Raw genomic sequence first — 21,219 nt, 5'->3', positions numbered from 1 at the left:
TCAATTAGCCCGCCATGCGGTCGATGCGATTTACAGACAGCTGCGAGGCCGCTTCCTCTTCCACATGCCGGTACTGCATTAGATACGCATCTTCCGGCGAGTCCTCATAGTAAGCCCGCAGCACGGTCACGGCGCGGAAGCCGGCCATCTTGAAGAACAGCTGAGCGGGCAAGTTCGTTTCGCGAACCTCAAGAGTGATGCGCACGCGGCGTTGACTCGAAAGCTTGCCGAGCAGCTTCTCGATCATCTGCCGCCCGACGCCACGACGGCGAAATTCGGGAGCGACGGCAAAGTTTAGGATGTGCAAGCGAGTCTTGTGGAGTTCATAGATCATGAATCCGACGACGCGCTCGCCGCACTCGGCAACCATCCCAATGCAGTTGCGCTGACGCAAGCAACGGATGAAGTCTTCTTCAAACCAAGGGAACTCGAAGCTGTGACGTTCGATGTCGAGCACTTCGGCCATGTCGCGGCGGATCATCCACCGAATGTGAACACGGACTTGTTGCTGAGGATCGGCGCTCATCGAGGCCTCCTTCCATGTCGGCCGGGCGTTCATCGGGCGCTCCGCGGGCTATCTGACGGCTCATCGCCCGCGCGGCGACAAGGTCGAGTTGTTTAACGGCAGGCCAACGGCATCCATGCGATTGGCGCTGATCGAGTGCTTCGCTGTCGCCTGCTAGCAGTCGAGAGACTTGAACATTGCTGTTCGTATCGAAAGACCTGGCTGGCGTCCATCGCTCCTTTGAGCGAGTCGAAAAAGTACCAAAAGGCTCCGAGAGTGCCAAGCGCGAAACTTCGCCCAGATATGGGGGTTCAGGCGCGTCCGCTCCACATGACTGCAAGTGCAGCGACTATCGATGGCGGTGACACAGCAACGATTTTACGGGCTGGCGCGGTGAGACCCAACCCGCCAATTGAGGGGCAGCTGCCGATTGCCGCCGAGATCGCGGCATAGCGGGAATTTGCGGGGTATTCTTCCAAAGCCGCCTCTGCCGACGCCCCAGCTTGCCTTCCTTGCAGAGTTTCTCACCGGAATCGCGATCCGCGTTCCCAATCCCGCCGCTTCGCCGCCATGACTGAAACGACGAACCTTGAGCGCCTCGCGCTCGACGCCCCTGCTCGCGACTCCAGCTACCTGCAGCGGATGGAGGCGACTCTCGAGATCGCCCAGCAGACGTTGAACGTCGCTCACGAGTTGGAGCAGGCGCCAACTATCGAACCGACGTCGCGGACGAAGCTCGCCGTGTCGGTGGTGATTCCCGTCTACAACGAACGAGACACAGTCGTCGAACTCGTGCGGCGCGTGCAGGCCGTCGGCATCCACCAGGAAATCATTCTGGTCGACGACTTCAGCATGGACGGCACGCGGCAGATTCTCGTCGAGCTCGCCCGCGAAGCCGACGTGCGAATCTTGTTCCATGGCTACAACCGTGGCAAGGGCGCCGCGCTGCGGACAGGCTTTCAACAAGCGAGCGGCGACGTGGTGCTCGTGCAGGACGCCGACCTTGAATACAACCCGAACGACTTGCCGAAGCTCCTCGCTCCGATTGAGAGCGGCGTGGCGGACGTTGTCTACGGTTCGCGCTTCTTGGAAAACGCCGAGCAAGACAAGTCGCGTACTCACCGCTTCGGCAACTGGATGCTGACGCAAGCGTCGAACCTGGCGACAGGCCAGCGGCTGACCGACATGGAAACCTGCTACAAGGTTTTCCGCCGCGAAGTGCTCGACCAACTTGATCTGGAGCAGAACCGCTTCGGCTTCGAGCCAGAAATCACTGCAAAGATTTCACAGCTCGGCTACCGCATCATGGAAGTGCCGATCAGCTACGATCCGCGGAGCTTCGACGAGGGGAAGAAGATCGGCCTCGGGGACGCTGTGAGCGCGATGTGGTGCATCGCGAAATACGGCGGGCGGTGGTAGGCCGAGGGGGTCGGGAGCCTTTTGCCACTAGCGAGTCACTTTTCAATAGCGAGCCTCAAGTGGCAAAAGGCTCCCGACCCCGTCTACGCTACTCTTCCTGCTTCATGAACTTCGCGTTTGCCGTCGTATCGAGCGGGCCGAAGTCGTAGATGCGATATTGCTTCGAGATCTTCGCGCCGCCCTTCTTGAGCGTCTTGAACGAGAGGTCGTTGCTCTCAAGCACCCAAGAGAATTCGGCTTCCTGAATGCCCCAAGCGAGGGCGTCGGGGACAAGCCGCGACACCAGGGCGATACCAACGCCCCAGCTCTGGAATTCCGGCAGCACATTCGTGCTGATGAGCCGCACCCGCTTCAGAGCCTTCTTGTTGCGCAGTAACTTCAAGAAACCGAACGGAAAGAGCTTGCCGTCGATCGCCTTGATGCGAGGATTGAAATCGAGCAGCCCGAACATCGTGCCGATCGGCTTGCCGTCAACTTCGGCGACCGTCGTCAGTTCAGGGACGATCATCTGCTTCATGCCCGCCGCCTGCTTTTTCACCTCGCCGGCGGACATCGGCACGAAGCCCCAGGTCGAGACGAGCGAGCGATTGTAGATCTCGAGGAACGTCGTGATCTCTTCGTTGAATCGCTTGACGTTCATCGGTCGACAAGTGATTTGAAAGCGATCGATGACGATCTGGCTCAAATCGTTCACCTTCTGCGAGACTTCCTTGAGCATGTCGACATGCCCCCAGAAAGCGTACAGATCTTGAGCCTTGCGGAACCCGAAGCCCTCGATCAGCCGGCCGTAGTACGGCTTGTTGTAGGTCATCATGAACCACGGCGGATCGTTGAACCCGTCGATCAGCAACCCGACTTCGTAGTTCAGCGAAGGATTCGCCGGGCCGCGCACGGCCTCGATCCCTTCGCTGGCGAACCAATCGAGGGCGGCGTCGAACAGTTTGTTGGCGACTTCCTGGTCGTCGATCGACTCAAAGAAACCGAAGAAACCCCGCTTCTCGTCGTACTGCCGATTGTGGGCGTGGTTGATAATCGCCGCGAGCCTGCCGACCGGTTTGCCATCGGCGACCGCCAGAAAGTGACGGATCTCCGCGTCGTCGTAGAAAGGATGATGCTTGAAATTCAGCAGTTCCTTCTGCACCAGCCGGATCGGGGGAATCCAGTTCGGATCGCCGCGGTAGAGGTCCCAAGGCAGGTCAAAGAATTGCTTCCGCTCACCACGAGAGGCGACGCGAATGACTTCCAATTGAGCCATGGCAGATGAGCCGATAATCGATGAATAAACGCGGGTGCGGCAGGAAGCGTGGCCCGTCACTGTAGACGCCGCGAGGCGGGGCGGTCAAGTTTGCCCAAACGGTCGGGTCGTCGTAAAACAGGGCGATTCCCGCCTAAGGGCTGGCTGAAGCATCGTCACGCCGCCGGCTCTAACATCGGCCGTTCCTTTGATATAGTACCGCCTCTCTCGCCGACGCTGGGGAAGCCTATTCAGATGTCACGCTGCCTGATCACCGGAGCGAGCGGGTTCGTCGGTTCGAACCTCGCTCAACGACTAAGTCGCGACGGCTGGGAAGTTCGCTGTCTGCTGCGAGCCGCCTCAAGGGTCAAGCTACTAGGCAACCTGCCGTTTGAGCGGGCCGAGGGCAGCCTCAGCGATCCCGACAGCCTCCGGCAAGCGGTGCAGGGGGTCGATTACGTCTTCCACGTCGCGGGGCGAACTGCGGCGTTCAAGGCGAGTCAGTATTTCGAAGACAACGTTGAGGGCTCGCGCCGGCTGGTCGAAGCCTGCGCGGCGCAGCCGACGCCTCCGGGCCTGCTGATGGTCAGCTCGCTCGCCGCGGGCGGGACGGGCACGTTGAAGAAGCCTCGGAGCGAGGCCGATCCAGAACGCCCCGTTTCAAACTATGGCCGTAGCAAGCTCGCCGCTGAACAAATGCTGGCGACCTACGCCGATCGCCTCGCGATCTCGATCGTTCGTCCGCCGATGGTCTTTGGGCAGGCTGATCGCGCTGGCCTGCAGTTGTACCGTACCCTGCGAAAGCTGCCGCTCCACTTGTCGCCCGGAGTGCGGCAGTTTCCCGTGTCGCTTGTCTACGCGGCCGACCTATGCGATGCGATCGTCCGTGTTGCCGCTCATGGCGAACGGCTACCAGCGCCGGCGAGTGGTCAGGCCAACGGCTCGCAAGGGAAGTATTACGTCGCCGCTAGCCGCGACGTCACTTACAACGAGATGGGGCAGCTTGCCGCCCGCGCCGCTGGCTGGCGCGTGGCAAGCATTCCGATGCCGACGCCGATCTTCTGGGTCGCCGGCGCCATCGGCGAAACTGTCGGTCGCGTGCGCGGCCGCGCTGCCCTCATCAACTTCGACAAAGTCCGCGAAGCAACCGCTCGCGGTTGGGTCTGCTCGGACGAGAAGATTCGCACGACGCTTGGCTATCAGCCCGCGGCGACGCTGGAAACGCAGTTCGCGGAAACTGTAGCGTGGTACCGCGAGCATGGGTGGCTGTAGGCGATACTTGCGCCGCAGCGGGCTTGAGTGGGTGTAGGAGTCGTACGCAGCGGCTAGAATTAAGCCGCTCCCGATCTACCACTCGATTTCTCCCCCGGCGGCAGGCGACATGGCTCCCAACCTCAACTTCACGCAATCGCAGTTCGACGTAGCTTCGCTCGGCCCGTGCACGCTCGATTCGCCGCTCCAGCTATCAACGGTTCCCGGCGACGGGCGATGCGATTTCACGTTCGACGACGCGCGGATCCTGTACGAACCTCGCTTCCGCACCGGCGAATCGATCTGCCCCCTTTCGCTCGAACATGCGGGGCCGCGACAGAAGATATTCTTCGATCCGGCCCAGGTGAAGGCAGCAATCGTCACCTGCGGCGGACTCTCGCCAGGGATCAACAACGTCGTGCGAACGGCAGTGCTGGAACTAATCCACAACTACGGCGTGCCGGAAGTCGTTGGCATTCGCTTCGGTTACGAAGGACTCAATCCCGCGGTCGGTCGGCCGCCGATGAAGCTAACGCCCGAAGTGGTCGAGAATATTCACCACCACGGCGGCACGATTCTCGGCACCTCGCGCGGGCCGCAAGACGCGGCGACGACAGTCGATTTCTTGGTCAACCAGGGAATCAACATCCTCTTCTGCATCGGCGGCGACGGCACGCAGCGCGGCTCGCACGCCATCGCGGTAGAGGTTGCCCGCCGCGGGTTAAAGATCGCCGTCGTCGGCATTCCGAAGACCATCGATAACGACATCGAATTCTGCTACACCACGTTCGGCTTCGCCACGGCCGTCGCCGAGGCGGAAGTGGCGATCGACCGCGCCCATGTCGAGGCGAAGTCGGTCGACAACGGCATCGGGCTCGTAAAGCTCATGGGGCGCGAAGCGGGATTCATTACCGCTACGGCCGTGCTCGCGAGCGGCGAAGCCAATTTCTGCCTCGTCCCTGAATTGCCGCTGGAGCTCCACGGTCCGCACGGCTTCCTCGCCAAGCTGAAGCGGCGGCTTCAGGCCCGCTCGCACGCCGTCGTCGTCGTTGCCGAAGGGGCAGGGCAGCATCTGCTGGAAGAAATCGCTGGCGCCGACGCGTCGGGCAACCGCCGCCTGAGCGACATCGGCTACTTCCTGAAAGCGGAGATCGAGTCGTACCTCCATGCTGAAGGAGTGCCAACCTCAGTGAAATACTTCGACCCCAGCTACCTCATCCGCAGCTTGCCGGCGGAGGCGGTAGATTCGCTGCTTTGCGAGCGCTTCGCACGCGCTGCAGTCCACGCGGCGATGGCAGGCCGCACCGACCTGCTGATCGGCCTGTGGCACAACCATCTCATCCACGTGCCGCTGACGACTTCCACCGGCTTAAAAAAGCGGCTCGATCCCGAAAGCGAACTTTGGACGAGCGTTCTGTCGCTCACCGGCCAAGAGAAGTGGTAACTGCTCTGTTAACCCCGGGCTCCGCTCAGGGTTAGAAGCGCGACAACGCGTTGCGATGCGCGTTCTAGAACTAGTTGAACGGATCTTCGTCGTCAGCCGGAGCCTCTGCTGGCCCAGCCGGCTCTTCGCTGAAGGGGCTCGGGTCTTCCTCGGCGGCTGGCTTCACAGCCGGAGGCTGCGTCGGCGGGGCAGCCGCGTCAGCTGCAGGCTTCTCTTCGCCGGCTGGCTTGTCGGACTCCGCAGGCGGCGCCACTGGCTGGCGATACATGATCGGTTCATTGACGCCGATCTCGTGCAGGCACTGCACCAAGCCACGATCGTTCACCAAGAAGATGCGATCACTTTGGTCGTTCACCAACGTCTCTTGGCCCTCGGCCACCGGCAGGCGGCAAACCGCTCGGCCGGTCGCTGATTCCAGGATCAGCAAGTTGCCCATGCGATCGGACGCGTACACGCGTTCCTTGCCGCGAGCGGCAAAGTGGCTGATTCCCGGCGCCACCCATTTCCCTTGCCCCGTCTGCGAATCGAGAGCATGCAGCGCTGGCTCAAACGATGCGACGAACGCCATGTCGCCCACCACGGCTGGCGAACTTGTGATCGCATACCCGGTCGAGTAGCGCCACGCTTCCTGACCGTTCATTTCGTTGAGGCAGTACAGGTAGCCGTCGGTCGAGGCAATATACAAGTACGGAGACTGCTGAGCCGGCGAAGTGACGATGTCGTCATCCGTCTGCATCCGCCACATCACCCCTGGGTCATCGGCATGACCGACGTACAAGAACCCCGTCGCAGTCGGCCAGCTAACGACATTGCCGGTGACCGTCGGCCGCAGAAAGGTGCGCCCTTTCGACTGGTAGTACCATGGCTGAGTCGCCGGATCTTTGAGGTTGTAGCCCTCGATGCGCCCCGTGACGAGCGCCACGTAGGCTGTCGTGTTGCTGAGCGCCGGTCCCGATGCCGGGGCGCTGCCAAGTTCGCGAATCCACTTTACCCGACCGGTGTGACGATCGAGCATGAAGAGCCGGCCGCCGCTAACAACGCTGATGAAGTCGCTGTTCGCGCCTGGTCCGAAGGCGGCGTAACCGGGTCGCCCCACCTGCCGAGCCCACAGTTGCTCGCCCGTCTCGGCATTGAGCGCCGTGATGATGCCCGAATCGGTGACGCCGTACAGGCGATCAAAGTAGAGGTACCACGTCGTGACGCGGCTGCGGTTCGTGTCGACGGGAATCTGCGCAAACCATGCCCGCTCCAGCCCTTTGCTGGCAGCCAACTCGCGCGTCACAAGCTGCGTTTGCGCCCAGCAGGCGGACGCCGACGACAGTGCAGCGATGCAAACGAGCGAAAGGGCAAACCCTCGGCGAACGGCGGTGCTATTCCAAAGCGTCAGCATCATCCTGGCGATCTCGTCGTACGAAAGGGGCGCAAGTCGTGAAGATAGGTAGTCGAAATGTCACGCGGGTCTCAGCTGCCTAGTGTAATCAGCTAAAATCGGCAGGACAAAGAGTTCTCCGCCCTCGATCGCCGCCTCAGCCACGCTCACGCAAATTTCATATTTCACGGAATCGCGCAGCAGACCTAGCTCCCAGCCGAATCTGCGTGATCCGAGAGGAGTTCAAGCATGTTTCATGCCTAGACCAGCCCGCAGCCCGTCCCTTACGATACAGGTCGGCCCGAAGGAACTGGCCAAATTCAGGCGGTTTGGCTCCCTCAACCAATCCGCGCCCTTATCAGCCAACTGATTGCGGGCCGGTTCGGAACCCGGCACACACCCCCATCGCAAACGCCCCCGACCGGGCGAGCGTTCGCTCCACCCCTGAACGAAGCCATCGTGAGCTCTCCGCCGCCAAGCCCCGACGCCGCTGCCACGGCACTACTCGACGAGGCGGTCGGCTATCTCAATTTCTCCGCAGGAACGAGCGATCCGAAGTTCCTCGCCAACCTGAATGGGCTGTTTCGGGCCATTGAGAATCAGGTCTCGCCGGAGGAAGTCTTGCCGACTCTCGGCCGCTGGCTGCTCGGGGCCGTCGACCGGCTCCAAAAGAGCAGCGGCGCCTTTGCCGATTCGAAACAGGCCCGCGCAATCATCACGCTGGCGACGGAGAAGCTTCCGAAAGCCTACTGCGAGTTCCACCGCGACTTGCTGCACCATCAGCACCCATGGGAGCTGTACCGCCCGTTTTTTATCGGCAGGGCGTGCGAAGCGATTCTTTCCCAGGGGGCTCCTTGGAACGAAACCGAACGGATCATCGACGGCGCCATCGCCCAGCTAAACGACTACGTCGGCTACCGTCCAACCGCGGTGCTGGAGTCGGGAACTCGCAGCGATCCCTATCCGCATGAGTTTGTGCGTCCCGTGCCGCTCTACGTTCGCGGCGCCGGCGTCGCCACCGGACGCTACGAAGCGATCGTCTCGCGCGCCCTTGCGATCCTTCTGAACGCCGATCCAGAGATTCTGTCGCGCGCTTGGTTCGATCTCAGCCGGCTCGAAGAGGTCGCCCTCGACCCGCGGGCTTACGACTTCGATCACCCCGTCAACCGCCGGCCCAACTACCATTTCGGCCAATGGGACACGCACCACATTTCGAACGCGGGCTACTACTCGCGGTTCGTGCTGCAGCAAGTGACGCTTGATGCGCTGCTGACCCGCTGCGATCCGCAGCACTGCCCGCCGGGAATCGATCCGAACGACCGCATCGACGAAGCGGCCGCAGTGCTGGCCGGCACGATCCTGATGGCCTCGGGAACAAGTGGCGACTCGCCCAATCGGCACGATTCGTCGGTAACGCTCTCGACGCTGCTGCCCGTGATCGCGGCGTACCGCGACGACTTTTATCGCCAGTTGCTGGAGACCGCCGCCGGCCCGCATGGCGATCGACTTCGCGACGAAGCAGTGCGAACCCGCCAGCCGTTCGGCGGCGCCCGGCAACATCTCAACCACGAGCTGGCTCGCCGCAGGGCGATTCAGCTGCAGCGCGTTCACCTGGCGCTGCTATTCGCGCGCATGGGTCGCACCGAAGCGGCGCTCAAGCAGGCCGATTCCGTCCGCGTCGCGTCGGCGCGGGTGCTCACGGCAATTTATTGCCGACTCACCTCGGGGCACGACGCCCTCGATCGCGACGAGCTCGAGCCTGTCGTTGAGGACCTGGAACAGGTCGAGGCGCTCCTGCACCGCGCCATCGAGTGCGGCGCCTTGGTCGATCCCTGGAACATCGTCGGCTTCGCCGCCAATTTTAGCCTGTTCCCCGCGATGGAGAACACGGTTCACGACTGGCGCGTCGACGAGCTAATCGAACTCGTCGAGCAAATTCTCGATCTTGCTGCACGAGCCTGGAGCGAAGCAGCGGCCGTCGACAACACGACGCTGGAAACGCGCTTCTCGACCGTCTTGACGCGGCTCTCGCAGTGGTGGGATCAATTCGCTTCATCCACGGTTGAAGGCGTGAAGCGGCTAGTTGCGAAGGAAATCGAGGTCTCCGCGAATCTCGTTTCGGGCGCCCTCAACGCTTGGCACAAAGCAGGCGCGGCGGCCGGCGACATCGCCTTCTGGCGGCTGTTCGTCGATCAGTTCGATTCTTCGAAGGCCTTTCAGCTCGTCATCGAGGCGCTGCTCGACCATGGCGACGTCGTCGCCGCTCGGGCGTTGATGATGCAGTGGGTCAACCAGCGCGATCGCACGCCGCTGGAAGATGGCGACATCTCGTTCCACCCCCTGGCGTTCCAGTGGCTCGCTACCGTCGAGTCGCAGCAACACGCCGGCGATGGCGACCACTGGCCGCAGATTGCCGCGTTCTTCGGCTACCTCGAAGCCAACGCCGAGGAATACTGGCAAGCGCCGACGCTGCAAATTGGCGGGGGAGCGGTCGGCTCCGCGCTGCTAGACGACGACATCCCCTTCGGCGATCCAGCTGACGACGACGATTTCGACGACGACGCCGACTATGAATACGAGTTCGACGACGAAGGCGAATTCGATGAAGCGATCGAAGGCGAAGAGGATGACGACGATGACGAAGAGCGCGACATCTTTGACGCCGCTTACGACGACGTGACGTTCCGCGACACGACCGACGATGGCATCGAAGGCGATATCGTCGATGACGGCGCCGAGCCCCTCTACACGGAGTGGGAATACGAAGCCGATCGCCTTGAGCAGCGTCTTAGCTTTCTCAACACGGTCGCTCGACTTTGGAAACACGCGGCGATCACTTGGGGCGGCGACGCTCACCGGCCCGAGCGCGTCGAGGTGCTCGACCAGTGGCTAACCCAAGCAGGCGCCAACTATCGCCAGCTGCTCGAACTGCTCGAAGCCGTCCACCGCTATCGCTTCCGGCAACCGAGCGGTTCGCATGAATCGCTCGTTGAATTCGACCGCCTGCGCACCATCAAAGATGCTCTCATTCAAAAGATCGTCGGCACCTGCGTCGAAACCGCCACTGCCGCGCGACTATTGATGACGACGCGCGACGATGCTCGCGACGCCGAACGGTTTGGCGATCCGATCGACGCGGTGTCGGTCTCGCTACTGCGGGCGGTGCTGGCCGGCGATCCTGGCCAAGTCCGCGCCGTTTGGGACGACTTCCTCGCCGCGCTCACCCCACGGCAGCTGCTGTACGTGCCTCACACGCGCGGCGGCATCCCGAAGCAAGTCGTCGTGACGCGATCGATCCAGCGGCTGCTGCACGATCTCCTCGGTTGGCTGCCGCGACTGGGGCTCATTCGCGAAACGTGCCAACTGCTCCAGCTCGCGCAAGAACTCGAAAGCACCAATCCTGTCGGGCAGGGTGCCGTCACCGAATTCGACAGCCTGTTCGAAGTTGGCTACCAATCGATCGTCCGCGCCATCGTCGAATCGGCTCGCGATTGGGAAGAACCGAGCGAAGCGGAAACCGACCGCGACGCCGATCACATCCTCGTCGACGTGCTGCAGCAGCTCACTGAGCGGCAGCTCGATCACTGGCTGACGCACAGCAAAACGCTGCGCTTAAGCATCGTCGAAAAACTCGCCGTTCCGCCCGATTACTGGCCGCGATTCGTCTCTTTCGTCAAACGCTACGGCGCCGACCTCTTCACGCAAAAGTTTCTCAGCCTCGGCAACCTGCGCGGAATTCTTCACCAGGGCGTCGCCGATTGGTTGATCTCGCTGAGCATCGACGAAGATGCGGTGGAAAACATCCTCCTCCTCCGCGAAATTGACGACAAATGGGATCGCGACGATGCCGTCGAACTAATGTCGATCGCCATCGAATCCGTCGTCGAGAACTATCGCGCCTATCGCGACTACAACACCACGACCACCCAAAGCGACCATGGCGAACTCCTTTACATGTTCGTCGATTTCCTGCGCCAACGGGCGGACTATGATCGCATTGCGTGGAATTTGAAGCCGGTCGTTTGGGCACACGAGATCCTCGTCCGCCAGGGGCAAGAGTCCGCCGCCGAGATCTGGCGTCAGGCCTTCGCTGAACGAACCAGTGAAGCGGCCGACATTCGCATCGCTAGGCTCAACGCTCTTGCGAACGAATACGGCATGCAACTGCCGACGATTGCCGATCGGCTGAGCGAGCGTTTCATTCGCCCGCTAGTGATCGACGGCCTGCGCGCCATGGTTGAGCCGGCGATGGACGGCGATGAAACGCGACGCCAGGAAGCATTCGCCGCGCTGGAAAGCGAGATCGCCGAACTCGTCAGCGAAGCACACGGCGCCGGGCTCGACGTCCCCGACTGGCTTTCGGCTCTTGAAGACGAGGTGACCGAAGCCCGCTCGAAGCTGAATCACGTGTCGTCGTCTGATCGACTATCGAGGCGAATCGGACAGGTACGGCTTTCCTGGGACGAAATTCTGTCTCAGCTGAACGACTGACCTCACGCTCAGCCGTGGCTGCAGACACGCCTAGAGCGTCAGCTACGAACCAGTCGTCGTCCAGCTCAAGGCATCGTGCGCCGCTTCGATCATTGCCGCGTCGATCGTGTCGCGATCTTCTGCAGCGGCGCCGAGCAGCGCGTGATCGGCCAATCGGTTGATCTTCCGCGGCACACCATCCGACAGGGCGTGCAAGGCGCCAAGCGCCTCGTCGTCGAAGATTGGCTGCTCCGCTCCTGCGGCCAGCAGGGCGTGCTGGATGTAGCCAACCATCTCAGGCTCGCTCCACGGCTCGAGCTCGATCCGCAGATCGAGGGCGTCGAGCAGTTCGTCGCCCATCCGCCGGGCTCCAGTCGGCGTCGCGGCGAGCACCACCGTAAGCCAGGGGGTCGTCCCGCCGGCGAGGCTCAGCAATCGCAGCAATTGCATGCGGACATCGGCGCCAGCCTGGTCGGCGTCGTCGAGCAGCAGCGCCGTCGCCGCGCCCGCTCCCCAGCCCACGGCCGAGCCATGGTCAGTGATTCGACGGAACAATTGCACCACGTCGTCGCTCGACTTCGGACCAAGCGCGAGCTGGGCCGCAGCTTGCCACAGGAACTCCCGCGGCGAGAGCCCGGCAAGGCTCATCATCGCGGTCTGCAGCCCTTCGTATCGGCGAGTCTCAGCGAATTGCCGTAGCAGCGCCGTCTTTCCGACGCCCCGCCCGGCGAGGAGAAGGGCGTGCCGCCGTTGTTCAGCGACGTAGCGCAACCGGGCAATTGCCTCGGTTTGGCCTTCGCCTTCGAAAAACGGCAGGCCGTCGCCGCCCGCGAATGGCGAGCGTTCGAGGCCCCAATGGGCGTGGTACATGGCGAGTCTCTTGAGCGACGGCTCGACGGCAGACAGAATGCTGCCTGTTCCATCGGCGCCAGCGACGGCGGAACTTGCGTCGGTGCGCAACTCCGCCGCACCGTTTGTGCTAGCACTCCCTCGAATCCGAACACCGCCATGGCTCGCCGCTGCTATTCCGAGACGCCTATCGCCGGCGACCAAGCGACCCTCGACGGCAGCGAAGCCCACCACTTGCTCCACGTGCTGCGGGCGACGCCGGGGATGGCGGTCACGCTATTCGACGGTTCGGGCCATGAGTTCGACGCCGAGGTGACTGCCTGTAAACGGTCGACAGTGGAACTGGCGATTCTGGAGAGCCGACTCGTCGATCGGGAACTGCCGCAGCCGCTGGTCCTTGGCGTCGCGCTGCCCAAGGGTGACCGCCAGCGATGGATCGTCGAGAAGTCGGTCGAACTCGGCGTCACGCGGATCGTGCCGCTGATCACCGAGCGGAGTGAAAAGCAGGGGGGCGACAAGCTCGGCCGGTATGTGATCGAGGCCAGCAAGCAGTGCGGGCGGAATCGGTTGATGGAGATCGCGGAGCCGATGCGTTGGAACGACTGGCTCGCGGCCGAAGCACCCGCTATGGGAGGCGTCTCCGACGCCGAAGCATTAGCGCCGCGCCGCTGGGTCGCTCATCCAACCGGTGTTCGGCCAACTGCGGCGGAGTTCGCTCAGCAGCGGTCGACGCTGCTGGCGATCGGTCCCGAAGGGGGGCTCAGCGATGGCGAGGTTGAAGCGGCCGTGGCCGCGGGCTGGGAAGCGGTTGGCTTGGGCAAGCGGATCCTGCGGATCGAGACCGCGGCACTCGGTTTGGTCGCGTGCATGACGATTCCGCCGGCGTAGCGCGGGCGCCGCTCCCGGAAACAACGTCAAACGAGGGTTCGGACTGGTCGCTTAAGCGACCAGTCCAATGCGGCCTCCATGCCGCGCGGGAACGCGTTCACTTTTCACGATTTGAGAGTTTCGGCCCCGGGGAGAACTTTCCTGGGCGAACGCCGCCTGCAGCGGTGTCTCCTCTGCAGAAACACCTCCCATCGGCCCGGAACCGCCATGCCGAGCGTCGACGCCACGCTGATCGCCGAGATGCTCGACCGGCACGCCGCCGCGCTCGCCCTCTACGCGCGGCAGTGGACCGCCGCGGCCGACGACTGCGTGCAGGAGGCCCTCGTGGAACTCGCTCGGCAGCCGACGGCCCCCGATAATCCTGCGGCGTGGCTCTACCGCGTCGTGCGGAACCGGGCGCTCAACGCGCTGCGGGCCGAACGCCGCCGCACCGCTCACGAACAATCGGCCGCCGAAGTGCGAGCGGCTCGACCAACGCCGTCCACCGACCCAGCCGCCGCCGCCAGACTCAACGACGCCTTAGCGACGCTCGAACCCACCGCCCGCGAGATCGTCGTGTTGCGAGTCTGGGGCGGACTCGCGTGGCAGGAGATCGCCGACCTGGTCGGCGGATCGAAGAGTAGCGCCCAACGAACCTACACGCAGGCACTCGAACAGCTCCGCAATCACTGGGAGCCGCAATCTTGCTGAGATGAACCATGGCTGACGAAATGAGACTACCCGAGGAACTGGCGGCATTCGAAGCGTTACTCGCGGCGCGATCGTTGCCGGCAAGTCGCTTGGATCGCGATCAGGTGATGTACCGCGCCGGCTGGGCGGCGTGCGAGGCGCAACTCCAGCCCCGGGCTCTGCCCGGGGGTCGGCACGCCTTGCCGGAAGAGGTGGCCGTTGCGAAAGGCTACCCCCGGGCGGAGCCCGGGGGTACAAGAGAACTTCGCCACACCGTGGCATGGTCGTGTGCGAGTGCAGCGTTAGCGGCCACGCTTGCGGTGGCGGTGACGCTGGGTTGGTTGCGTCTGGAGCAAAGCGAACTCGCGGAAGCAGAACACGCCGGGGGCGAGACGCCCCGGCTCGCTGCGGATCCTTCTGCTGCGACGGCCGTTGCTCAGGCTACGGGCGATCGCAACGTAACGACGCCGTCGCTGCTAAGCGAGCTCGACCGTTTCCTCGCCGCCGACGCTCGTAACGCACGGCCCACCCTCGCAGGCCCATGGTTCGCGCTCCACCGCCTCGATCGATCGGCGCCTGCTTCTCACAATGACCAGATCGCGGGCGACGCCGAAGCAACGCCCTCCGCGCCGAAGACGATCCGCGACCTGCAACAAGAACTACTCCCCGCCGACCCCGCTCCTCCCCGCGTCGTCTGGCCGTGGGAACGAACCCCTTCGGGAGACTCGATATGAACTCAGTCAACGACCCGTTGCTATCACGGCGACTGCTGTGGGCCGCAGTCGCAGCGTTCTGCCTTGCAAGTTCGCCGAGCATGAGCCGTGGCGAACTTACGATGGTGCAAGACGCCGACGGCCAGCAAGGACTCACGGTCTTCAAGATGACCGTCACGCCCGCGGCGGAGCCGGTGCCGGCGCTCAAGCATCGGCTGACGCTGCGCGAACGGGAGCTGAAGCCGGGCAACGCAGCGACGCACTATTCGCGGGCGTTTCCTGAGGGAGGCGTCGAGTCGATCTGGAAGCGTCTGGAGAAAGAGTACGGTGACGAAGAAGTCCACCGCTGGTACGACCAAACATTGCCGCTGGAGCAGTTGCCGCTCGACAAAGCGAAGCAAGCCGCAACGAGCTTCCAGGACGTCATCGACAACTTCGTCGCCCCGGGCAGCGAGCGACTCGACTGCGATTGGGGGCACGGCATCATCACAGAACTGCGCGGGCCGGACATTTACGCGTTCCGGTTGCCGGAAACTCAAGCGATGCGTGCAATCAGCCGGGGATTGATGCTGGCCGCGCGCGTGGCTGTTGCGGACCACGACTACCCCCAGGCGCTCAATCTGCTGCGGATGAACTACCGCCTCGGCGAAAACGTGGCGAAGTCTCCGTTCATCGTCAGCGGGCTGGTCGGACTCGCCATTTGCGGCATGGGGAACGCCGAAGCGATCGAGTTGATCGCCGCGCCCGACTCGCCGAACCTCTACTGGGCTATTGCCGAGTTGCCGCGGCCGCTCGTTGACCTGCGGACGTCGATTCGGCATGAATTGTCGTTCAACGTCGCGATCTTCCCGTTCATGGACTCGCCCGAGACGGCGCAGCATTCGCCCGAACAGTGGGCGCAACTGCTGGCCGATAGCTTCATTAGCTTGCAACAGCTATCGGCGAGTGGATCAGCTCATCCAGATCCCCAGGCAGCTCGCATGGCTGTGGCGGGGTTAGGAATTCTCGCCTACCCCGCAGCGAAACAACGACTGGCAGCTGCCGGCATGGACGCCGCGACCATCGACGCGATGCCCGTCGGCCAAGTCCTAGCGATCGACTCTGCGAGAGAGTTCCGCCGGATTGCCGATCAGATGGAAAAGTGGTGGTATGTCCCGACGTCGCAGTTGAAGGGCGTGGCGATCGACTCGGAAGACTTCGTGGGCGGCAGTCCGCTCGACGGGACCTTCGCGAAGGCGGCGGCCCAAATCATGCTTCCTGCGTTGCAGTCGGTACGGAGTGCAGAGATTCGCTTGCTGTGGCAACTCAATGCCCTCCAAACCATCGAAGCGATCCGCATGCACGCCGCCAAGACGGGCAAGCTTCCTGCAGCACTCGATGAGATCACCGCCGTCCCGCTGCCGCTGAATCCGCTAACCGGCAAGCCGTACCAATATCGCCTCGACGGCGGGACGGCGATTCTTGAGTTGCCGTTCACCGACGGCATCTCAGGGTCGGCGTGGCGATTCGAAATCAAGCTGGCGAAGCCGTAGACCGGGCTCTCGGCCCAACGGCAGCACCGCGAATGAAACCATTCTCTTCAATCGACACGGACCATCAGATGCTCCGACTCATTTCAACGTTCGTCATCCTCATACTCAGCCTAGCCGTTGCTCCTCTCGCCACGGCCGATGCCGGCGAGCATGCCGCCATCGCGCCCGATCTCACCGCTGACGTGATCGGCGTCGGTGTGATCGAACTGCGACGCGTCGACATCCCGGCGTTCGCGGCCGAGGCGATTCACTTCGGCGCAATTCCAGAAAATGAAGCGACAAACGCCAAGCAAGGTGCGGCCGCGATCCAGGAAGTCTATGGACGGCTTGAAAAATTCGGCGTCCGCCGCGCGTATGCGGTGCTGCGGACGAGCGACGTTGCCGAGCAGGGAATGACATGGATTGTCGAGATCGATCGCGGCGGCAACGCGGCAGAGACGGCCAAGTTCTTCAACGACATGCGGCAAGAATTGAATCCTCGCGGCGCCGGATCGCCAAGGCATGAAGTGCGAGACTTCCTCTATCCGGGCGAGTTTGCGGTGATCAACGAAACAATCGTCGCCGCAGGGTCGCCCAAGCAGCTTGAACGCGTGCGGGAGCTACATGCCAAGGCGGCCAGTGGTTCGCGATCTGACGTGCTAGAAGCGCTCGCGGGACTCGGCGACGCCGACGCGGGGATCACGCTCGTCGGCGACGCCGATAGCCGGCGGGTGCTGCGCGAGATGTTCCCGCAGTTGCCGGCGCCGTTTGCGGCGATCGACGGCAAGTTCTTGGCGAACGACGTGCGCTGGGCCGTTGCGGCGGTAAAATTCCCACCGAAGTTCCGCTGGTCGCTCGTCGCCGACGCGGCCACGCCTGAGGCGGCCGGCGTGTTGGAGCAAGCGGCCAAGAGCGGCATGGCGCTCGCCGGCGTGACGCTGCTCAAGCAATCGATCGACGGTCCGCCGGCGCATCGAGAGCGAGCCAGTACCTTGCTGCCGCTGTTAGCGTTGGTGAAGCCGCGCGTCGAGGGAAAGCGGCTCTCGATCTCGTTCGGCGACGATGAGCAGCAGATCGCGTTCATGCGAGACTTCCTGCCGGCGATGACGCAGAAGTGGCGAAACGAGAGTTACCAAAACACGCGAATAAATCACTTCAAACAGATTGGACTCGGCTTGCTCAACTACGCGTCGGCACAGAAGGACGTCTTTCCTGCGGCCTCGAACAGAGATGCGAGCGGCCAGCCGCTCCTGAGCTGGCGCGTCCACGTCTTGCCCTATCTCGAAGGGGGACAGCTCTGGAAAGAGTTCAAACTCGACGAGCCTTGGGACAGCGAGCACAATCGCAAACTGATCGAGCGGATGCCGGAGGTTTACGCCGATCCCGATCCGGCCGTGCAGGCGGCGATCGGCGATCGCGGACGGACAACGTTCGTGGCGCCGATCATGGAAGGGGCGGTGTTCGCCGCGAAGGAAGGAATTTCGTGGAAGGACATCAAGGATGGAACGTCGAACACGATCATGACGGTGGAGGTCGTGCCGGAGCGGGCGGTGGTTTGGACGAAGCCGGACGACTGGGAAGTTGATCTAGCGCACGCGCTGGCGGGCGTGAAGCGGAATGATCGCGAGCGATTTGTCGCGGGATGGTGCGACGGCTCGGTGCGCTATTTGAGCAACGAGATCGATCCGGCGGTTTTGAAAAAACTGCTGACTTACGCGGGAGGCGAGGTCGTTGGCAATGACGAAATCAAGTGAGCGCTACTTCGTGACGAGGGTTGATGCTCAGGCCGCAAGGCGTTGTTTTGGTTGAGTGATTAGCGACACCGCGATCAGCGTCGCGAATCCGAGCGGGATTGTCACGATGCCCGGCTGGCTGAACGGGACGATCGAATCGGCTTTATCCCAGCCGTAGACGCTCGCGTAGGTGTCGCCGCTCAGCAGGATCCACGTGAGCGAGCTGATCATGCCGACGAGTACGGCGGCGATGATCCCTTGCTTCGTCGTGCCGCGCCAGAAGAGAAGCATCACGAGCGACGGCAGGTTAGCGCTCGCGGCGACGCTGAAGGCCCAGCCGACGAGGTAGGTGACGTTCAACTCTTTAAACGCGATCCCCAGGAAAATCGCGATGACGCCGACGACGACGGCAGCGCACTTGGCGACGAGTACGCGCTGCTGATCGCTCATGTGGACGGTCGTCACGCTTTCGAGCAAGTCGTGCGTCACGGCGCCGGCGGACGCGAGAATGAGGCCGCTCACGGTGCCGAGGACGGTGGTGAAGGCGATCGCCGAGATGATGGCGAACAGCAGTTCGCTCATGCTACGCGCAAGCAGCGGAGCGGCCATGTTCGAATCGGTGACGTCGAGGGCGCCGCTCGTCATGGCGCCGAGGCCCATGTAGAGGGTGAGCACGTAGAAAAAGCCGATGCAGGCGATGCCGACGATCGTACTTTTGCGCGCGGCCGCCTCGTCCTTCACCGTGTAATAGCGGATGAGGATGTGCGGCAGCGACGCCGTGCCGCAGAAGAGGGCGAGCATTAGCGAAAGGAAATTAAGTTTGTCGGAGAACTTTTCGCTGCGGATCCCGGCGAAGGTGGGGCTGGCGCCTGGTTGGAGGATTTGGCTGCCGGGGGTCGGCTTTGGGGTGAAGGTGGTCATCACGGAGCCGTCGTCGCCCTTCGTTTCTGCCTTGCTCCAGAGGACGACTTCGCTTTGCTCAAGCGTGCTGAAGAACTCCAGCGGCCCAAGCGGGCCCGTCTTCTCGACGCCGCCTGGCAGCTTGCTGATCGAACCAACCGGCTTCAGTTGAGCTTCGCCGGGTTCGTTTCCTTTCGGCAATCCGTTCACGAACACGGCGCCGTCGGCTTGCTTCACCATCGTCTGCGCCGCGGGTAGTTCAGGATCAGCATGCAGGCCGCGTTGCAAAATCATCACCGTCAGCACCGAGCTGAAAACAATCAGCATCCCGCCTTTGATGAACTGCACCCAAGTGGTCGACACCATGCCCGCGGTGACGACGATCACGATAACGACGGCGCCGACCATGACGACGCCTTGCCAATGCTCCCAACCGAGCAGCGGCTGCACGAGCACGCCGGCGCCGACCATTTGCGGGATGAGATAAAAGAGGCTCACGGCCAGCGTGCTGACGCCGGCGGCGAGCTTGATGCCGGGCGAGTTGAACTTCGCGTTGAGCGCATCGGCAAACGTAAATTTGCCGAGCCGCTTCATCGGTTCGGCGACGACAAACAGCGCAACGATCCAGCCGGCGAGGTAGCCGATCGAATAGAGAAACCCGTCGTAGCCGTAAAAGGCGATCATGCCGCAGATGCCGAGGAACGACGCGGCGGAGAGGTAATCGCCGGCGAACGCGACGCCGTTGACGAACCAGGGGATCTGGCCGTGAGCGGCGAAGTAGCCGGCGGAGTCCTTGGCTTTGCGGCCAAGATAAAAACTGATGCCGAGCGTGATGCCGACCATGCCGAGGAAGATGAGGATCGCGAGCGTGGAAGGTTCGTGAGACATGCGAAGAGACTGAATGCGGAAGGATGAATGTGGAATGGGGGAGGAGATGATGGTTGGCGCTTAGTCTTGCGCGTGTTCGTTGGGAGGAGCGTTCGTACTGGGGACTTCGACGCGGCAGAGGTAGCCGTAGACGAGGGCGAGGAGCAAGGCGCCGGCGATGAGGGCGAAGCCGTACCAGATGGCGAGGTTCACGCCTGACCAGGGGAGCCGCGCCATCGTCGCTGGCGAGAAGGCGGCGAGCAGGACGAAGCCGCCGTAGAACGCCAGGTAAACGAAGAACAAAATCAGCCCGATGCGGGCGTTGCGGTTGGCCATGGAACTACCTGCCTGGTCGATTGGTTGCGGCTGTCTTTTTTTGTCGCGTCATTCTGTCGCGGACGAACTATTTCGTCGCGAACGCGATTTTTGGCGACAGAATTCGTAGGTCGTTATTTGAGAAGGGGTTACATTTTGTCGCGACACATTGCCGGCGGCTTCGGACGCGACAAAACTACTCGCCGGAGCCGTCGGCGGCCATTGGCTTCGCAGCGGCGTGCGCTGCTTGCCGTTGCGGCTTGGAGCGCGACCCCCGGGCGGAGTCCGGGGCTACAAATGCGCCTCGCTCCGCGGCGGCCGACGATGGTCCGACGCATCGAACATAGAGGAGTCGGCGGCCGATTGCTACGACCTATTTTCGGCCACCCGCGGCTGGTAGCCGCGGGTCAACGACCCGCCGGAGCGATTTCGAAGGGACGCAAGAAATCAAAGAATAGGGCGCACGAGTCGACACAACCTCACAACGCCCGCACGGCGTCCATCGCTTCGCGGACGTGGGCGTCGGCGGCGAATTGGGCGCTGAAGATGTTTCGCACAATGCCCTGACGATCGATCACGTACGTGACCCGACCGGGAATGAGCCCCAGGGTCTTCGGTACGCCGAAGGCCTTGCGCAGCGCACCGTCGGCGTCGCTCGCCAAGAGGAACGGCAACCGATTGCGGCTGGCGAAACCTTCATGCTTCTCACTCGAATCGCCGCTGACGCCGACGATGGTGGCGCCCGCTTCGACGAACTTTTCAAACGAGTCGCGGAACGCGCAGGCTTCCTTGGTGCAAACGACGCTGTCGTCGCGCGGGTAGAAGAAGAGGACGACGACGTGCTCCTTCCAGAGATCGGCGAGCGCGATGCGCGTGCCGTCGTGGAGGGGGAGGGTGACGTTCGGGGCGGGGTCGCCGGGTTGAGTGGAGGGCATGGGAATTCCCGTCTCAGCGGGACGATTGATAATAGCCCAGCGTTTCAACGCTGGGTTAGGCGTGCGGTATGGAGATCATAGTCCCGTAGGGACGATTGAACTATCACCACTTGGATGGGCGGGCAGAGTTTTCAGTCGTCTCTACGA

16 protein-coding genes are annotated in these 21,219 nt (G+C 62.7%); 9 read left to right on the top strand and 7 right to left on the bottom strand.

The window, feature by feature from the left end:
- Nucleotides 1-4: 4 nt before the first annotated feature.
- A complete protein-coding gene (gene rimI / locus ACQY7R_RS20970) occupies nt 5-526 on the bottom strand; it encodes a ribosomal protein S18-alanine N-acetyltransferase (RefSeq protein WP_428307507.1) in 522 nt (173 codons plus the stop codon).
- Between the two features lie 549 nt (nt 527-1,075).
- Here rimI and ACQY7R_RS20965 point away from each other — a divergent pair.
- Nucleotides 1,076-1,924 (top strand): glycosyltransferase family 2 protein, encoded by an 849-nt coding sequence (locus ACQY7R_RS20965; protein ID WP_428307506.1) that lies wholly within the window; start codon nt 1,076-1,078, stop codon nt 1,922-1,924.
- A gap of 88 nt (nt 1,925-2,012) precedes the next feature.
- On the opposite strand, the gene ACQY7R_RS20960 is transcribed toward ACQY7R_RS20965, so the two are convergent.
- Complete coding sequence (locus ACQY7R_RS20960) at nt 2,013-3,179, bottom strand: N-acetyltransferase family protein (protein ID WP_428307505.1); 1,167 nt, start codon at nt 3,177-3,179, stop codon at nt 2,013-2,015.
- 234 nt (nt 3,180-3,413) lie between these two features.
- On the opposite strand from ACQY7R_RS20960, the gene ACQY7R_RS20955 reads away from it, so the two are divergent.
- The gene (locus tag ACQY7R_RS20955) at nt 3,414-4,430 is read left to right on the top strand and encodes an NAD-dependent epimerase/dehydratase family protein (protein WP_428307504.1); all 1,017 of its coding nucleotides are present in this window, start codon (nt 3,414-3,416) and stop codon (nt 4,428-4,430) included.
- Between the two features lie 109 nt (nt 4,431-4,539).
- Entirely contained in the window at nt 4,540-5,853 is a 1,314-nt protein-coding gene (locus ACQY7R_RS20950) for an ATP-dependent 6-phosphofructokinase (RefSeq protein WP_428307503.1), read from the top strand.
- A gap of 70 nt (nt 5,854-5,923) precedes the next feature.
- Here the strand turns inward: ACQY7R_RS20950 and ACQY7R_RS20945 are convergent, their stop codons facing one another.
- Nucleotides 5,924-7,246 (bottom strand): PQQ-binding-like beta-propeller repeat protein, encoded by a 1,323-nt coding sequence (locus ACQY7R_RS20945; RefSeq protein WP_428307502.1) that lies wholly within the window; start codon nt 7,244-7,246, stop codon nt 5,924-5,926.
- A gap of 435 nt (nt 7,247-7,681) precedes the next feature.
- Between ACQY7R_RS20945 and ACQY7R_RS20940 the strand changes: the two genes are divergently transcribed.
- Nucleotides 7,682-11,713, top strand: coding sequence for a hypothetical protein (locus tag ACQY7R_RS20940; RefSeq protein ID WP_428307501.1), 4,032 nt, complete (start codon nt 7,682-7,684; stop codon nt 11,711-11,713).
- A gap of 42 nt (nt 11,714-11,755) precedes the next feature.
- Here the strand turns inward: ACQY7R_RS20940 and ACQY7R_RS20935 are convergent, their stop codons facing one another.
- The gene (locus ACQY7R_RS20935; protein ID WP_428307500.1) at nt 11,756-12,562 is read right to left on the bottom strand and encodes an ExeA family protein; all 807 of its coding nucleotides are present in this window, start codon (nt 12,560-12,562) and stop codon (nt 11,756-11,758) included.
- A gap of 138 nt (nt 12,563-12,700) precedes the next feature.
- Between ACQY7R_RS20935 and ACQY7R_RS20930 the strand changes: the two genes are divergently transcribed.
- From ACQY7R_RS20930 to ACQY7R_RS20910, 5 genes are all read left to right on the top strand, one after another.
- The gene (locus ACQY7R_RS20930) at nt 12,701-13,429 is read left to right on the top strand and encodes a 16S rRNA (uracil(1498)-N(3))-methyltransferase (RefSeq protein WP_428307499.1); all 729 of its coding nucleotides are present in this window, start codon (nt 12,701-12,703) and stop codon (nt 13,427-13,429) included.
- Between the two features lie 207 nt (nt 13,430-13,636).
- On the top strand, nt 13,637-14,119 hold the full coding sequence (locus ACQY7R_RS20925; RefSeq protein ID WP_428307498.1) for an RNA polymerase sigma factor: 483 nt from the start codon (nt 13,637-13,639) through the stop codon (nt 14,117-14,119).
- A gap of 8 nt (nt 14,120-14,127) precedes the next feature.
- Nucleotides 14,128-14,832, top strand: a complete 705-nt coding sequence (locus ACQY7R_RS20920) for a hypothetical protein (protein ID WP_428307497.1) — start codon at nt 14,128-14,130, stop codon at nt 14,830-14,832.
- Nucleotides 14,829-16,343, top strand: coding sequence for a hypothetical protein (locus ACQY7R_RS20915; protein WP_428307496.1), 1,515 nt, complete (start codon nt 14,829-14,831; stop codon nt 16,341-16,343). Before ACQY7R_RS20920 ends, ACQY7R_RS20915 begins: the two co-directional genes overlap by 4 nt.
- 68 nt (nt 16,344-16,411) lie before the next feature.
- Nucleotides 16,412-18,076, top strand: coding sequence for a DUF1559 domain-containing protein (locus ACQY7R_RS20910; protein WP_428307495.1), 1,665 nt, complete (start codon nt 16,412-16,414; stop codon nt 18,074-18,076).
- A 27-nt stretch (nt 18,077-18,103) separates the two neighbouring features.
- Here ACQY7R_RS20910 and ACQY7R_RS20905 read toward each other — a convergent pair whose 3' ends face one another.
- The 3 genes from ACQY7R_RS20905 to ACQY7R_RS20895 form a co-directional block, all read right to left on the bottom strand.
- Nucleotides 18,104-19,843, bottom strand: a complete 1,740-nt coding sequence (locus ACQY7R_RS20905) for a cation acetate symporter (protein WP_428307494.1) — start codon at nt 19,841-19,843, stop codon at nt 18,104-18,106.
- Between the two features lie 60 nt (nt 19,844-19,903).
- Nucleotides 19,904-20,158, bottom strand: coding sequence for a DUF485 domain-containing protein (locus ACQY7R_RS20900; protein WP_428307493.1), 255 nt, complete (start codon nt 20,156-20,158; stop codon nt 19,904-19,906).
- A gap of 458 nt (nt 20,159-20,616) precedes the next feature.
- Nucleotides 20,617-21,072, bottom strand: coding sequence for a peroxiredoxin (locus ACQY7R_RS20895; protein WP_428307492.1), 456 nt, complete (start codon nt 21,070-21,072; stop codon nt 20,617-20,619).
- Nucleotides 21,073-21,219 lie beyond the last annotated feature (147 nt).

The sequence above is a fragment of the Lacipirellula sp. genome, assembly GCF_965279485.1.
Classification (GTDB): domain Bacteria; phylum Planctomycetota; class Planctomycetia; order Pirellulales; family Lacipirellulaceae; genus Lacipirellula.
The sequence above is the reverse complement of the archived record's forward strand: the minus strand, read 5'-3'. Positions and strand labels throughout refer to the sequence as shown.